Annotated in this window: 14 protein-coding genes; 5 read left to right on the plus strand and 9 right to left on the minus strand. The window is 66.7% G+C overall.

Annotated elements, in window-relative coordinates:
- Positions 1 to 223 precede the first annotated feature (223 nt).
- The 5 genes from QX070_RS27790 to mgtE all read right to left on the minus strand — a co-directional run bounded on the left by QX070_RS27790 (position 224) and on the right by mgtE (position 4731).
- On the minus strand, positions 224 to 883 hold the full coding sequence (locus QX070_RS27790) for a glutathione S-transferase family protein (protein WP_315740341.1): 660 nt from the start codon (positions 881 to 883) through the stop codon (positions 224 to 226).
- 143 nt (positions 884 to 1026) lie between these two features.
- Positions 1027 to 1899, minus strand: a complete 873-nt coding sequence (locus tag QX070_RS27795; protein ID WP_315740342.1) for a hypothetical protein — start codon at positions 1897 to 1899, stop codon at positions 1027 to 1029.
- 161 nt (positions 1900 to 2060) lie between these two features.
- Complete coding sequence (locus tag QX070_RS27800) at positions 2061 to 2879, minus strand: aldo/keto reductase (RefSeq protein ID WP_315740343.1); 819 nt, start codon at positions 2877 to 2879, stop codon at positions 2061 to 2063.
- Positions 2880 to 2955: 76 nt separating this feature from the next.
- Entirely contained in the window at positions 2956 to 3231 is a 276-nt protein-coding gene (locus tag QX070_RS27805; protein ID WP_315740344.1) for a helix-turn-helix domain-containing protein, read from the minus strand.
- Between the two features lie 81 nt (positions 3232 to 3312).
- Complete coding sequence (gene mgtE, locus QX070_RS27810; RefSeq protein WP_315740345.1) at positions 3313 to 4731, minus strand: magnesium transporter; 1419 nt, start codon at positions 4729 to 4731, stop codon at positions 3313 to 3315.
- A gap of 110 nt (positions 4732 to 4841) precedes the next feature.
- Here mgtE and QX070_RS27815 point away from each other — a divergent pair, with 110 nt between their 5' ends.
- Positions 4842 to 5678: a polysaccharide deacetylase family protein gene (locus QX070_RS27815; protein ID WP_315740346.1), complete on the plus strand. Its 837-nt coding sequence runs from the start codon at positions 4842 to 4844 to the stop codon at positions 5676 to 5678.
- Positions 5679 to 5918: 240 nt separating this feature from the next.
- Complete coding sequence (locus QX070_RS27820) at positions 5919 to 7112, plus strand: polysaccharide deacetylase family protein (RefSeq protein ID WP_315740347.1); 1194 nt, start codon at positions 5919 to 5921, stop codon at positions 7110 to 7112.
- A 116-nt stretch (positions 7113 to 7228) separates the two neighbouring features.
- Here the strand turns inward: QX070_RS27820 and QX070_RS27825 are convergent, their stop codons facing one another.
- From QX070_RS27825 to QX070_RS27840, 4 genes are all read right to left on the minus strand, one after another.
- Complete coding sequence (locus QX070_RS27825; protein ID WP_315740348.1) at positions 7229 to 7603, minus strand: hypothetical protein; 375 nt, start codon at positions 7601 to 7603, stop codon at positions 7229 to 7231.
- A 223-nt stretch (positions 7604 to 7826) separates the two neighbouring features.
- A complete protein-coding gene (locus QX070_RS27830) occupies positions 7827 to 9065 on the minus strand; it encodes an FAD-binding oxidoreductase (RefSeq protein WP_315740349.1) in 1239 nt (412 codons plus the stop codon).
- A 16-nt stretch (positions 9066 to 9081) separates the two neighbouring features.
- Entirely contained in the window at positions 9082 to 9432 is a 351-nt protein-coding gene (locus tag QX070_RS27835; protein WP_315740350.1) for a RidA family protein, read from the minus strand.
- A 40-nt stretch (positions 9433 to 9472) separates the two neighbouring features.
- Entirely contained in the window at positions 9473 to 10969 is a 1497-nt protein-coding gene (locus QX070_RS27840) for an amidase (RefSeq protein WP_315740351.1), read from the minus strand.
- Between the two features lie 205 nt (positions 10970 to 11174).
- Between QX070_RS27840 and QX070_RS27845 the strand changes: the two genes are divergently transcribed.
- The 3 genes from QX070_RS27845 to QX070_RS27855 all read left to right on the plus strand — a co-directional run bounded on the left by QX070_RS27845 (position 11175) and on the right by QX070_RS27855 (position 12865).
- The gene (locus QX070_RS27845) at positions 11175 to 11840 is read left to right on the plus strand and encodes an XRE family transcriptional regulator (RefSeq protein WP_315740352.1); all 666 of its coding nucleotides are present in this window, start codon (positions 11175 to 11177) and stop codon (positions 11838 to 11840) included.
- 86 nt (positions 11841 to 11926) lie between these two features.
- A complete protein-coding gene (locus QX070_RS27850) occupies positions 11927 to 12283 on the plus strand; it encodes a hypothetical protein (protein ID WP_315740353.1) in 357 nt (118 codons plus the stop codon).
- A 60-nt stretch (positions 12284 to 12343) separates the two neighbouring features.
- Positions 12344 to 12865: a DNA-binding protein gene (locus tag QX070_RS27855; protein WP_315740354.1), complete on the plus strand. Its 522-nt coding sequence runs from the start codon at positions 12344 to 12346 to the stop codon at positions 12863 to 12865.
- Positions 12866 to 13451 lie beyond the last annotated feature (586 nt).

Consider the following 13451-nt stretch of genomic DNA (forward strand, 5'->3'; position numbering starts at 1 on the left):
CGTGCCGGCAAGAGCCCCTTGTCCCGCTGCCCGGGCCGGCGTGTCTTTATAAATATCGCGCTTATATCACGCCGCCGCCCGCCCTGACCAGCGACCTCACGACATGGCAAACACGGAGATTGCGAGAGTCTTCAACGGGATGACGCCGTAGGCGGTATTCCTGGACGAGCGCGTCGGGGCTCGCTCGTCCACCGCAGACCATATCGTGAACAGGCGACGCCGTTCAGACTTTCTCGACCCGGTCGATGATCCAGCTCTCCGCAAGTCCGTCCTTCACCCACGCCGCGAACTCCGGCATCGCCATCATCGTGTCCATGTAGGCGCGGGTCTCGGCGGCGACCGGAATGGCGAAGCTGTGGAAGCGCGTGACCACCGGCGCGAACATGGCATCGGCCGCGCCGAAGCGGCCGAACAGGAACGGCCCGCCATTGCCGTAGCGGGCACGGCAGTCGCGCCAGATGTCCTCGATCCGGGCGATATTGGCCTTGGCATCGGCGGACAGCTCCACCGGCCGCACCGGCCGGTGCAGGTTCATCGGGCATTCGTTGCGCAAGGCCGGGAAGCCGGAGTGCATCTCCGCGCAGACCGATCGCGCGTGGGCGCGGGCAGCGGCATCGGCGGGCCACAGCCCCGCTTGCGGGAAACGCTCTGCGAGATATTCGATGATCGCGAGCGAATCCCACACGCTGATCGCGCCATCGATCAGGATCGGCACCTTGCCGGCCGGGGAATGCTTAAGGATGCGCGCCTTGTCGGCGGGATCGTCGGTGTAGAGCGGGATCACGATCTCCTCGAAGGCGATGTCGCAGCCGCGCAGCGCCAGCCACGGCCGCATCGACCATGAGGAATAGTTCTTGTTGCCGATCACCAGCTTCAGCGTCATGTCCAGCCGTCTCCGTGTTCAGGCGTGCATGGGCCGCGCCGTGTCGGCCATGGGAGCCTTGCCTTCCAGGACGCATACAGGATCGGCGGCGGCCGCGTCGACAGCGACTTGCTCCGATTTGCGTCCCCTTGCGCGCAACACGATCAGCGCGTGAAGTCCTGCGGCGTGAACGACATCTCGATCACCTTCCACTCGTCATAGCGATCCCGCGGCAGCATCGAATAAGGCTGGCAGGCGTTCAATGCCTCGACGGCGCTTTCCTTCAGCTGCGCAGCCTTCAGCGGTGCGATCACCTCCCTCACCTCCGGCTCCGTCGCCAGCCGCCCGTCGGGCGTCATTGCGAAGCGCAGCCTGACCATGACCCGGTCGGACGGTGACATCGAAGCCGAAAGACGGGCGCAGCTCCTGACCCGCTGACGCAGCGCCGTCTCCAGATTGGCCGCGAGGTTGGTCGTCGCGGCCGGCCCGGCGTCCTTGGCATCGTCCGGGCCGATTGCCGGCGGCAGCGGCGAAAGCGGCTCCGGCAGGCCCAGCATGACGCCGTATTTCACCGTGATGTCGGGCTCGGGCGGTACATAGCTCGGCGCCGGAGCCGGCACAGGCGGCGGCAAAGGCTTGGCGGCCGACTTCGCCTCCGCCTTGGCGGCCGTCTTCACGGCCTTGGACGGCGGCATCGGCGAAGGCTGCGGCAGCGCCGGTGAGGGAGACGGCGGCTTCGGCATCTCCTTCGCCTCCTGCACCGGTGGCTGCGCCGGCTCAGGCGCCGGAGGCGGCGCGGCGGCCGCCGGCGACGGGCTCGGCGCCGGCTGCGGCAGCGTCAGCTCGGGCGATGGCGACGGCACCGGCTCCGGCGTCTTCTGCGGGTCGTCGGCATCGACGATGTCGACGGCAACCTCGTCAGTCCTGGCAATCTCGTAGGGACGTACCGTGGTCGAGACCACGACCCCACCGGCGATCAGGAGATGCGCGAGCACCGATGCGGCGATGCCCCAACGGATGAACTGCCAACGTTCCATGCTGCTTCACTTGCGCCCGCGCCTGACCGAACGCCGGACCGATTGCCTGGGCTGCGCGCGGTCTCGCCGATCATTGGCAGGGATTGCAGCGCCAGCCGCCATCCGGCCCGCCGGCCGCGCCTGCCATGTCGGTGTCTAGCATAGCGGCGCGGGCGCCGCCCTCAATCCCATTTCGGCGCAAAGGCGAAGTTGGTCATCCGTCCTTCGGGACTGCCCATCGCGAAGATGTCGGCCATGTCCTGCTCGGACAGCTCGAAATCGAACACGTCGAGGTTCTCGGACAGCCGTTCGATCTTCGAGGTGCGCGGAATCGCCACCACGTTCTGCTGCACCAGCCAGCGCAGGCAGATCTGCGCCGGGCTCTTGCCATGGGCGCGGCCGATCCGCGTCAAGGTCGGATCGTTCTTGATCTTGCCCTTGGCGATCGGGCTGTAGGCGACAAGCGCGATGCCATGGCGCGCGCAGGCATCGCGGACCTTGGTCTGATCGAGATAGGGATGATACTCGACCTGGTTGCACACCAGCGGCTCGGGCGATGCCGCCACCGCCTCGTCGAGCAAGGCAACCGTGAAATTGGAGACGCCGACGTGGCGTGCGAGCCCGAGCGTCTTGGCATGCGCCAGCGCGCCGAGCGTCTCGGCCAGCGGCACGTGCGGGTTGGGCCAGTGCAGCAGCAACAGGTCGACCTCGGAGACGCGCAGCCGGACCAGGCTCTCCTTGGCCGAGCGCTCGAGGTCGTGCGGCGCGAAATGCGTGGTCCACACCTTGGTTGTCAGGAACACCTCGCTGCGCCGGACGCGGGACGCACGCAGGCCCTCGCCGACCTCGTGCTCGTTCTCATAGACCTGCGCGGTGTCGATGTGCCGGTAGCCGAGCGTGAGCGCCTGCTCGACGATACGGCTGCAGGCGCGCCCGCGCAGCTCCCAGGTTCCGAGACCCAAAGCGGGAATTCCGGCACCATTGGCCTCGATCATCAGCATGGCCGTGCACTCCAGAGCGCGTGCAACATTATGTAGGCACACGCTGGGCGTTGCCAACGCACGACCCGTGTTTGGCTTAAGTCTTGGCTAAGGCGGCAAACACCGTCTCGGGCGCGTGCGCGATGACGGTGAGCAGCGCGCGCGCCGGGCCGCGCGGCATGCGCTTGCCTTGCTCCCAGTTGCGGATGGTCTCGACGGGCACGCCGAGCTTGGCGGCGAATTCCTGCTGGGTCAGCTGCACCCGCCGCCTGAGGTCGCGCACTTCGAGCGGAGCCGCGGGCGCCAGCGGAATCTCCTCGCCGTCACGCAGCTCCACGATCCGTCCATCTGCCTTCAGCCGCAAGCGTTGCATCGTCCGACTCCGTCTCGAGCGACAGTCTCGCCGAACCGCGTTAAGGCCGGATTAACGATATAAGTCGTTCAGGGATTGCGCTTATTTCAAGCCGAACCACAGCGTGGCGATGCCGAGAAACGAGAAGAAACCGACGACGTCGGTCACCGTCGTGACGAAGGTTCCCGAGGCGACGGCCGGGTCGGCGCGGACGCGTTCGAGCACCATCGGAATCAGGATGCCGCCGAGCGCACCCGCGACGAGATTCGAGATCATCGCAAGCCCGATCACGATGCCGAGCCCGGGCATCTTGAACCACGCCACGGCGGCGATGCCGGTGACGAGCGCGAAGGCCAGACCATTGACGAGCCCGACCAGCCCCTCGCGGATCACGACCCGCATCGCATTGTTCGGCCCGAGCTCGCGCGTCGCCAGCGCGCGCACCGCGACCGTCATGGTCTGGGTCGCGGCATTGCCGCCCTGGCTGGCGACGATCGGCGCGAGCACGGCGAGCGCCACCATCTGCTGCAACTGGCCCTCGAACAGGCCGAGCACCGATGACGCCAGGAACGCGGTGGCGAGATTGATCAGCAGCCAGTTGAAGCGACCCTTTGCGATGGTCCAGACGCTGTCGGACAATTCCTCGTCGCCCGACACGCCGCCGAGCGCCTTGAAATCCTCGTCGGCCTCCTCCTCGATGACGTCGACCACGTCGTCGATGGTGATGACGCCGGCCAGCCGGTTATCGGCATCGACCACGGGGGCCGCGACCAGATTGTACTTGCCGAACAGCCGCGCCACTTCGGCGAGATCGTCGGTGACGGTGACGCGACGGCGGTCCTCGTCGATCAGATCGGCCAGCGGAACCGGACGGCGGGCGCGCAGCAGCGCATCGAGCGACACCGCGCCCTGCCAATGCCGTGCGTCGTCGACCGCATAGATCTCGTAGAACCGCTCGGGCAGATCCGGCGTCTCGCGCATGTAGTCGATGGCCTCGCCGACCGTCCAGCCCAGTGGAACCGCGATGAACTCGCTCTGCATGCGGCGGCCGGCCGAGCCCTCGGGATAGTCGAGGCTGCGCGCCAGCGCGTCGCGCTCCGACGGCGGCAGGCGTTCGAGGATCTCCTCCTTGTCCTCCTCGTCGAGGCTTTCCAACAGCTCGACGGCGTCGTCGGATTCGAGCTCGCGCACGCCCTCGGCGACGGTCGCAGGCTCGAGCTCCTCGAGGATCTCCTCGCGGACCGCGTCGTCGACCTCGTTCAGCGCGGAGAAGTCGAAATCGGTGCCGGTCAGCTCGACCAGCCGGACACGGTCGTCCGGCGCGAGCGCCGCGATCAGGTCGCCGAGATCGGCCTCGTGCAGCTCGGCGACCTCGGCGCGCAGAAACGCCTCGTCCTCGGCGGCGATCGCCGCCGTGATGGCCGCGATGAATTCGGCGCGAATCTCGCCGGATTCGGTGCGCATCGGCGCGCGATCGCGTAGAGTAGCATCAGCATGGGCAACGTCCGATGTCTCGTTCATGACGTGCCTCACGCGCTTGATTTCAGAGCAAATGGTCTGATTTGTGCTTTCACGCATTACATAATCGGCAACAGCGAGCGCAACGGGAAAAGATGCGGCTTTGGCGACCGATGACGGGATGGGTAAACGCGGCCTGCGTCGTGGCGGCGCTGCTTGCGGCTGACGTCGCCGCAGCCGCGCCCGCCGCATGCCCGCGCGAAGGTACGCTCGGCACGTCGCGCATTCTCACCGTCGATCCCGCGACACATCCGCGCGTCGGCCTGAAGAGCTTCCCGGACACGCTGCCGCTGCACGACGGCGAGGTGGTGCTGACCTTCGACGACGGTCCGTCGCCGCCGATGACCGACAAGGTGCTCGCCGCACTCGCCAGGGAATGTGTGCGCGCGACCTTCTTCCTGGTCGGCGAGCCTGCGTCGCGCCGCGCCGCGCTGGTGCGGAAGATCGCGGCCGAAGGCCACACCATAGGCCATCACACCTTCACGCATGCGAATCTCGCGCACATCACGCCGGGACAGGCCGTCGATGAGATCGATCGCGGCATCGGCGCCGACGAGAAGGCGCTCAACGGCGCGGAGACGACCACGCCGTCGACGCCATTCTTCCGCTTTCCCTATTTCGAATCGACACCGGCGACGCTCGACCTGCTGCAGTCGCGCGGCATCGTCGTGTTCGGCGCCGATCTCTGGGCCAGCGACTGGAACCCGATGTCGCCGCAGCAGACGCTGAAGCTGCTGACCACCCGGCTGAGCCAGGCGCGCAAGGGCATCATCCTGCTGCACGATCCGCAGCCGCGCACGGTCGCCATGCTGCCCGCGTTCCTGCGCTACCTGAAGAACCACGGCTATCGCGTGGTCCATGTGGTTCCGAAGCAGCCGGCAGATGTGCATCACGAGCAGCATAGCGAGCGCCCTTCACCCGCGCCGACGACGCCGAACGACGGTGGTTAATCCGTCGTTCAGGACCCCTGTCTACGCTCGACTGCCGTGATCACGGCGATTTCCGCCGCTTGCAATCCGGCAACAGCCGCGTGCAAACCGGAACCCGGAACGATGTCATCTCGCGACAGCCGAACATCCCTGCTATGTCTTGGCGGTCGCTTGCCCGTCCCGCGCGGCTGCGACACATCATCGAGCGTCGAAGACCCTGGCCGAAGGGGCCGGGACGGTGAAGGGAATGTGAGCAGCGTGATGCGTGATCGTCGGTGGGCTTGCGTCGGACGGCCAACATGGTTCGCAGTGCTGTTGGGCACCGTCGCCTGCGTCGCCTCCAGTGTCGGATCGTCAGCCGCATCGGCGGCCGATTGTCCCGGACACCCGAACGCGCTCGGCACGTCGCGCGTCCTGGTGGTCGATCCGCACGAGCATCCGCGCCTGGGCGCGATGCAGTACAAGGCGACGCTGCCGCTCAAGGATCACGAGGTCGTCATCACCTTCGACGACGGGCCGCTGCCGAAATACAGCAATCGGGTGCTGCAGATTCTCGCCGACCAATGCGTCAAGGCGACGTTCTTCACCATCGGCCGCCAGGCCAAGGCCGATCCCGAGGGCGTGAGGAAGCTCGCGGCCGCCGGCCACACCATCGGCACCCACAGCCAGAACCATCCGCTGAGCTTCAACAAGATGACGCTCGAACAGGTCCAGCCGGAGGTCGATCAGGGCGTCGCCTGGACGAAGGCCGCGCTCACCGATCCCTCCGCGCTGTCGCCGTTCTTCCGCGTGCCCGGCCTGCTGCGCGGCGACGCCGTGGAGAGCTACGCCGCCTCGCTCGGCCTGCAGGTCTGGAGCGCCGATTTCCTGGCCGACGACTGGCGAAGCATTTCCGGCGCCAAGGTCTACGAGCTCGCGATGAAGCGGCTGGAGGCGCGCGGCAAGGGCATCCTGCTGCTGCACGACATCCAGGCCCGCACCGTCACGGCGCTGCCGAAGATCCTCGCCGAACTCAAGGCCAAGAACTACAAGATCGTGCACGTCGTGGCGGCAACGCCGGACCGGCCGGCGACGCCGACCGAGCCCGAGGATTGGCTGGTGCATCGTCCGTCGGACGAGACCCCGGTGGCGCATTGGCCCAGGATCGCGCCCGTCGATCTCGCCGGCGCCGAAACACGCGCCCGCGCCAGGCTAGACGATTTCGGCATTCTCGACGTGCCCGCGGCCGTCACGCACGGCGCCCAGAAGCCGGCATGGCCGCGTCCGCCGCTCGCGCCGCGCCTTGCAGCGCCGGCCTTGGCAGCGCCGGCGCCCAATCTGTTCGCATGGCCGCCTGTCGCGCCGCTGTCGGCGCAGCGGCATCAGCTCGCCCGGCTCGAGAGCCCGGCCCCGAAGGCGGCGACTGCCAAGCCGGCGCCGCGTCCGCTGCGCCTCGCGAGCCTCAGGCGGCGCTGAACATTCGCAGATGTTGCACGCGGGGATGCGGCACGATTCGCTCGCCCTCGCCTTCGGCTGCTCGAGCTCGATATCGCGGCGATCGGCCTGATGCACACCGCTCGCGGTGCGACCGGTCAGTTCGAGACCAGCTTGCTGACGCAGAGGATGACGGCGGCGGCCAGGAAGAACAGGTCGATGTAGGATTTCTTCTCGCCGTCCTTGCGCAGCGATCCGACGTCGGACACCACCTGCCTGCTGACCACCTGCCCCACCGGCCCGTCGCCGAGCATGCCGGCCAGCCGGCGGACGTCCGATTCCATCTTCTCGATCCGTCCGAAGAAATGGAAGGTGCGCACCACCGTGACGGCGCGCATGCCGGCATAGATCAGCACCACGAGCGCCAGGACGGCGCGGTTCTGGTACTTCTCGATGTAGTTCAGGCTGAGATAGACGGCCGCGAGAAATACGAAATTCGAGATGAAACGGTACACGAGGCCCGTGAAGTTCATCTGCTCCCCCACATGATGTTCGGATCACTGGCCGACGACAGAACTCACGAAACGCGTTTCGTCCCCGCGTCCTGGTTCAACCGGCGTCACCCTAGGAGAGCGGGCTTGCGAATTCGTGAAGTGGAAATTTTGCAGCGCCAGAACAGGCCCGCTTGGTAAACAAGGGACTGCCCGGAGAGCGCCGCTGCAGCCTACAATTGCAGGGCTGCAGCAGCTCTCGCAGCTATGCGCCGAATCGCGCCGGCGCGCAGGCGGCGACGTCGACGCTCGGCGCTTCGCCGCTCATCAGCTCGGCGAGGATGCGTCCCGTCGCGGGCCCCAGCGTGAAGCCCTGGTGGCCGTGGCCGAAATGCAGCCACAGGCCCTTGTGACGCGCCGCCTGGCCGACGACCGGCAGCATGTCGGGCATGCACGGCCGCGTGCCGATCCACGGCTCGGGCTCGACCGGCTTGCCGAGATCGATGAGCTGGCGCGCGGCAGCCTCGGCCTTGCCGAGCTGAACCGGGGTCGCCTTCGCATTCGGCGATGACAGCTCGGCGCCGGTGGTGATACGCACGCCGAGCGCCATCGGGTTCATCAGATAGCCGCGCGCCGCATCGCGCAACGGCAGATCGAGCGGGGCGCCGCCGGTGTAGTGACGGTGATAGCCGCGCTTGCGCACCATCGGGATGTCGTAGCCGAACCGCTTCAGGAACTCCGGCGACCACGGTCCAAGCGCGACCACCACGGCCTCGGCCTCGATGCGTCCCTCCGCCGTAGTGACGGCCCAGCCGCTGCCCGCCTGTGCGAGCGTGGTCGCATCGCCGCGCAGCAGCTTGCCGCCGCGCCGCGTGAACAGCTCGGCATAGGAGCCGACGAGGCTGCCGGGGTCGGACACGGTCCACGGCTCCTGCCAGTGCAGGCCGCCGATGCCGCTGTCGATCAGTCCGGGCTCGGCCTGCTTGAGCTGCTGTGCGCTGAGCAGCTTGAACTTGACGCCGAACGCCTTGCCGACCGCCTCGGCCTCCCTGGCCTCCTTGTCGAACTGCGCCTGCGTCCGGTGCAGCACGCGAAAGCCGTCACGGCGCACGAGATTGCCGGCCCCGGCCGCGAGAATCAGCGGCTCGTGCTCAGGCGCGGCGCGCGCAATCAGTTGCGCATAGGTCCGCGTCAGCACCTCGTGCCGGGCGGGGAACGAATTCCACCAGTATTGCAGCAGCGGGCGCACGTGATAGGGCAACGCCGCGAGGCTGTAGTGCACGTCGTTGGTGCGCGCGAGCGCAATGTCGAGCACGCCGGCGAGATCATAGGGCATCGCGTAGGGCCTGACGGCCTCGCTCTGGATGATGCCGGCATTGCCGTAGCTGGTCTCACGGCCCGGCTCCCTGCGGTCGACCAGCGCCACTGACCAGCCGCGGCTCTGCAGGTGCAGCGCCGTGCCGACGCCGACCATACCGCCACCGAGAACGATCGCGCTTTGCATCGTCATCACTCCTATCTCAGGTCCGCGCCGCTGCGACGACGGTGACCTCGATCTTCACATCCGCCATCATCTGCGCCTGCACCGTGGTGCGCACCGGCAGCGGGTCCTTGAAGTGCCTGCGATAGGCCTCGTTGTAGGCGGCGAAGTCCGCCTTGTCGGCGAGGTGGACCATGCAGGACACGACGTCATCGAGCGTCAGGCCTTCGCCGGCAAGCGTCTCCGAGATGTGCTTGAAGACGAGATCGGTCTGCGCCGCGATGCCTTCGGGAATGCTGCCGTCATCGGCAACCGGGATTTCGCCGGACAGGAACACCAGGCCGCCGGCGCGGCGCACCAGCGAAAACGGCCATGAGGGGGCGTCGGACATCGTTAGTCGCTCCAGGATGTATTGATCATGATGGCCGGCCTCAATCCCACGCCATGAAGCCCGGCGTCTGCGCCAGCGGCGGCAGCGACGCGAGCCTGGCGAGGTCCGGCCGGGGACGGCGCAGCTCGGCGTCATCGGCAAAGGCGGCCTCCAGCGCCGCGGCGACGCCGAGCACCAGCGCATCGCCGCCGCGGGGACCTACGATCTGCAGACCGAACGGCAGGCCGTTGTCGTCGAGGCCGAGCGGCAGGCTGAGCGCGGGATGGCCGGCGAGCGTCACCGCATAAGCGAGCGCCAGCCAGTGGAAGTAGGAGCGTGTCGGCACGCCGTCGATCTCGGCCGGATACAGCTCGACCCACGGCCGCGGGCTCAAGGTGATGGTCGGACTGATCAGCACGTCGTGACTTGCGAAGAAGCCCTGATAGGCGCGGTAGATGCGGGTCTGGTTGGCGCTCGCGCGCGAAAAATCGTCGAGGCTGTAGCCGAGCCCCTCCTCGACATTGGCGCGCACGTTCGGCCCCAGCATGTCGGGCCGCTCGCGAAAATTCTTGCCGTGCTGGGTCAGGAACAGCGAGGCGCGCAGCACCGCGAAGGTCTCGTCGGCACCGCTGCAATCGGGCGACGCCTCTTTGCTGTCGGCAAACAGCGGCGCGATGCGCGACACGCGCGCGCGGAAGGCGCGGCGGATCAGCGCTTCCGTCGGCGCAAAGCCGAAATCCTCGGTGAAGGCGAGCCTGAGCGTCTTGAGTTCGACCACCGGCGGCACCGCCCAGCGCGATGGCGCGCCGCGCACGGCTTCGCCCGGCAAGGTGTAGGCGAGCGGATCGCGCGCATCGTCGCTCGCCATCACCGACAGCATCAGCGCGGTATCGGCGACATCGCGCGCCATCGGCCCATCGGTCGACAGGCACGACCAGCCATGGGCGCGCTTCTCGCTGGCGACGAGGCCGTAGGACGGCCGCATGCCGACGATGCCGGAGAAGCCGGCCGGATTGCGAAGGGAGCCGCCGGTGTCCGAGCCGGAGGCCAGCGGGGCCATGCCGCAAGCGAGCGCGACCGCCGAGCCGCCGGAGGAGCCGGCGGCCGAGCGCATCGGGTCGAACGGGTTGCCGGTGGCGCCGAACACCGGATTGCGGGTGTTGCCGCCCGCCGCCCATTCCGGCGTGTTGGTCTTGCCGAAGATGATCGCGCCCGCGGCGCGCAGCCGGCCCACCGAGGCCTGGTCGGCCACGGGCACATTGTCGGCCAGGATCGGGCTGCCATAGGTGGAGCGCATCCCGGCGGTGTCCTGGGTGTCCTTGATCAGCACCGGCAGACCGTGCAGCGCCCCCCGGTCCTCGCCCCTCACGATCTCGGCCTCGGCGGCCTTGGCCGCCGCGCGGGCAGCCGGCTCGTCCAGGGTCACCACCGCGTTGACGGCCGGATTCACCGCCGCAATCCGGTCCAGACACGATTCGAGCAGCGCAACCGGCGAGATCGCCTTTGTTTTCAGGAGGTTGACCAGCTCGACGGCGGTCTCGTCGCAAATCGATTCCACGGGCTTCTCTTTTCCGTTTCGGAAAACTATTTAGCATATAGGAAATCGAATGCACGACCCGAAAACGCATTGTTCCACCGCTGTCCACGCATGACCTTCGGACATTGGGGCACCCAATTGAATATGTTGTTCTTTGGGGCGAGATTGTCGGCCTGCCCCGGCCATCGGCACGCCTGATCCGCTAACGGATTTTCCGGAGATCGCTTTGACAGACACTGCCATCAGCGCGTCGACCGAAGGCCCCCACTCCCAGCTCGGCCAGTGCCTGAAGGCGGCCCGGCAGGCGCGCGGGCTGACCCTGAAGCAGGTCGCCGAAAAGACCGGCATGGCGCTGTCGACGCTGTCCAAGGTCGAGAACGGCCTGATGTCGCTGACCTATGACAAGCTGCTGCAGCTCACCTCGGGCCTGCAGATGGACATTGCCGAGCTGTTCAGCCCTGCTTCGCCGCGTCCCGAGGCGGGTCGCCCGGTGACCGCCCGCCGCAGCGTCAGCCGCGCCGGCCAGGGCCAGATCGTCAACACCAGGTTCTACACCTACACCTATCAATGCACCGACCTGATCGGAAAGCGCATGGTGCCGATGATCGCCGAGGTGCGCGCCCGCACGCTCGAGGAGTTCGGCCCCCTGCTCCGCCACAGCGGCGAGGAATACTTCCTGGTGACCCGCGGCACCATCGCCGTGCACACCGAGTTCTACGCGCCCGAGACCCTGCACGAAGGCGACGGCATGTATCTCGACAGCACCATGGGCCACGCTTACCTCAACGCCGGCGAGACGGACTCCGCGCAGGGCGTGTGTCTGTGCACGAGTGAGCAAGCCGATCTGTTCGAGCAGCTGCACCGGATCGCGAAGAAGGATGCGGTGGAGTGAGGGGCGCGTCGGCGGCACGTTGAAGCAGAGGCGAGACGCGCTATGTTGAACAAAGAAGGTTTTTGTCCAACAGAACCCGGATCATCATGGCCAAGGCACCTGCCGGCAAATCCCCCTCCCGCCGGGGCAAGCAAACCGCTCACGGCATGTCGCGTCGGCCTCGTGATGAGGCGACGATTGGACGCGTCGTCCCGAGCGAGACGCGCGTCCAGGCAGTCATGCGGGCAGCCGAACGGTCCGGACTCCTCAAGGACAAGGCGGGACGGATTGGCGGACGCGTGAGCTCCGCGCTGGTCCGGCAGGCCAAACGGCAAACGGGAATCGAAACGGATACCGACCTTATCGAGTTTGCTCTCGCGACCATCGCGCTCGAGGATAATTTCGCGCAAGTCTTCAAGGAATCGCGCGGGACGGTCGATCCGAAACTGAAGCTCGGCTATTGACGTGGCGGCATTCGACTTCGAGAGCGCGCGGCGCTGGGCGCGTTTCGATCCACGGGGAACGTGGCACGGCGGAGCGATGACGAGCTGCCATTTGTCGGACCCGGCCTGATTGCCGGACAAGGACTTTTGCTCGACACTTGTGTCTATATGGACCAGATGCAGAGCTGCTCGCCTCCCATTCTGGACGAAGTCATCGCGCGTCGTCAGGTCAACCACTCGATCATTGCGGTGCAGGAGTTGATGCACACGGTTGGCGCCTTGAACCCAGCCGACTCGCGCACTGCGTCCGTCATCGCGGTGGTTGGACGACAGATCAAGGCAACGCCCTCGCATTGCGTCTTCATCCCAGACGCCGAAATTCTTGGACGCGCAGCACTCCTGTCAGGCATCCTTTGCCGAACCCAGGGTTATGACAAAGATGGCAAGTTCCGCGCTCTCCAGGATTGCGCGCTGTTCCTTCAGGCGCAGAAGCTCGGCTTGGTGGTCCTGACGGCAAATGTCACCGACTACGACATATTGCTTCAGCTCATACCGAAGGGACGAGCACTCTTCTATCGAGGAGCCGAACCTGATCAGGCTTAGAGCTGTGCACTAAGCCAGTCTCGGTCGCCGCGCTGAGGCTTCGTGTCCGCACAACCGTCTTGGCTTCTTCATGTCGGACGTTGCGCCATGGCTGCAACGACGTCTCCTCGCTCTCATGGTTCAACGCCGTCCCGAGCAGCGCGGGAGAAAACCCGGTTGCGCCAAAACTCTGTTTTCGTCTGCCCCCTCAACCACATCACCCCTGTCCAGTCGTTCCGTGAAAAATATTCCTCTTTCGCTTTTCCGAAAATCATGATTTTCTACCACCGTCCCGCCCCGGCACGAGGGGCGTATCGCGATCGTCACGGCACGCGGGGTGGGATGCGGTGGGCGCAGCGGTTCGCAGCATGACGAAGGTCATGCGGACGAACGATTCCGATGCGCCGGCGAAATCGTAGGGTCCTGGCCTCCCGGTGCTGAGGCCAAGCTCGTGACAACGCGTTCGCGTTGCGCGGGTGACGGGGGCAAGACAGCCGGTCCCCGGGGAGAGGACGTATAAGCCGTCAAAGCCATCGCGCGGGGAATGCCGGGATGTCTCGGCTGAACCTTGTATGGGGAGTAAGTTGTCAAGAGGGGCGTCGTTTGT

The organism is Bradyrhizobium sp. SZCCHNR1093, from assembly GCF_032381175.1.
Taxonomy (GTDB): domain Bacteria; phylum Pseudomonadota; class Alphaproteobacteria; order Rhizobiales; family Xanthobacteraceae; genus Bradyrhizobium.

Bases quoted from the DNA above. Each gene is read 5' to 3' on its own strand.
- QX070_RS27850 (WP_315740353.1), top strand. From the start codon at position 11,927: ATGGCCAAGGCACCTGCCGGCAAATCCCCCTCCCGCCGGGGCAAGCAA.
- mgtE (WP_315740345.1), bottom strand. From the start codon at position 4,731: ATGAACGAGACATCGGACGTTGCCCATGCTGATGCTACTCTACGCGAT.
- QX070_RS27825 (WP_315740348.1), bottom strand. From the start codon at position 7,603: ATGAACTTCACGGGCCTCGTGTACCGTTTCATCTCGAATTTCGTATTT.
- QX070_RS27795 (WP_315740342.1), bottom strand. From the start codon at position 1,899: ATGGAACGTTGGCAGTTCATCCGTTGGGGCATCGCCGCATCGGTGCTC.
- QX070_RS27800 (WP_315740343.1), bottom strand. From the start codon at position 2,879: ATGCTGATGATCGAGGCCAATGGTGCCGGAATTCCCGCTTTGGGTCTC.
- QX070_RS27820 (WP_315740347.1), top strand. From the start codon at position 5,919: ATGCGTGATCGTCGGTGGGCTTGCGTCGGACGGCCAACATGGTTCGCA.
- QX070_RS27790 (WP_315740341.1), bottom strand. From the start codon at position 883: ATGACGCTGAAGCTGGTGATCGGCAACAAGAACTATTCCTCATGGTCG.
- QX070_RS27815 (WP_315740346.1), top strand. From the start codon at position 4,842: ATGACGGGATGGGTAAACGCGGCCTGCGTCGTGGCGGCGCTGCTTGCG.
- QX070_RS27835 (WP_315740350.1), bottom strand. From the start codon at position 9,432: ATGTCCGACGCCCCCTCATGGCCGTTTTCGCTGGTGCGCCGCGCCGGC.
- QX070_RS27805 (WP_315740344.1), bottom strand. From the start codon at position 3,231: ATGCAACGCTTGCGGCTGAAGGCAGATGGACGGATCGTGGAGCTGCGT.
- QX070_RS27830 (WP_315740349.1), bottom strand. From the start codon at position 9,065: ATGCAAAGCGCGATCGTTCTCGGTGGCGGTATGGTCGGCGTCGGCACG.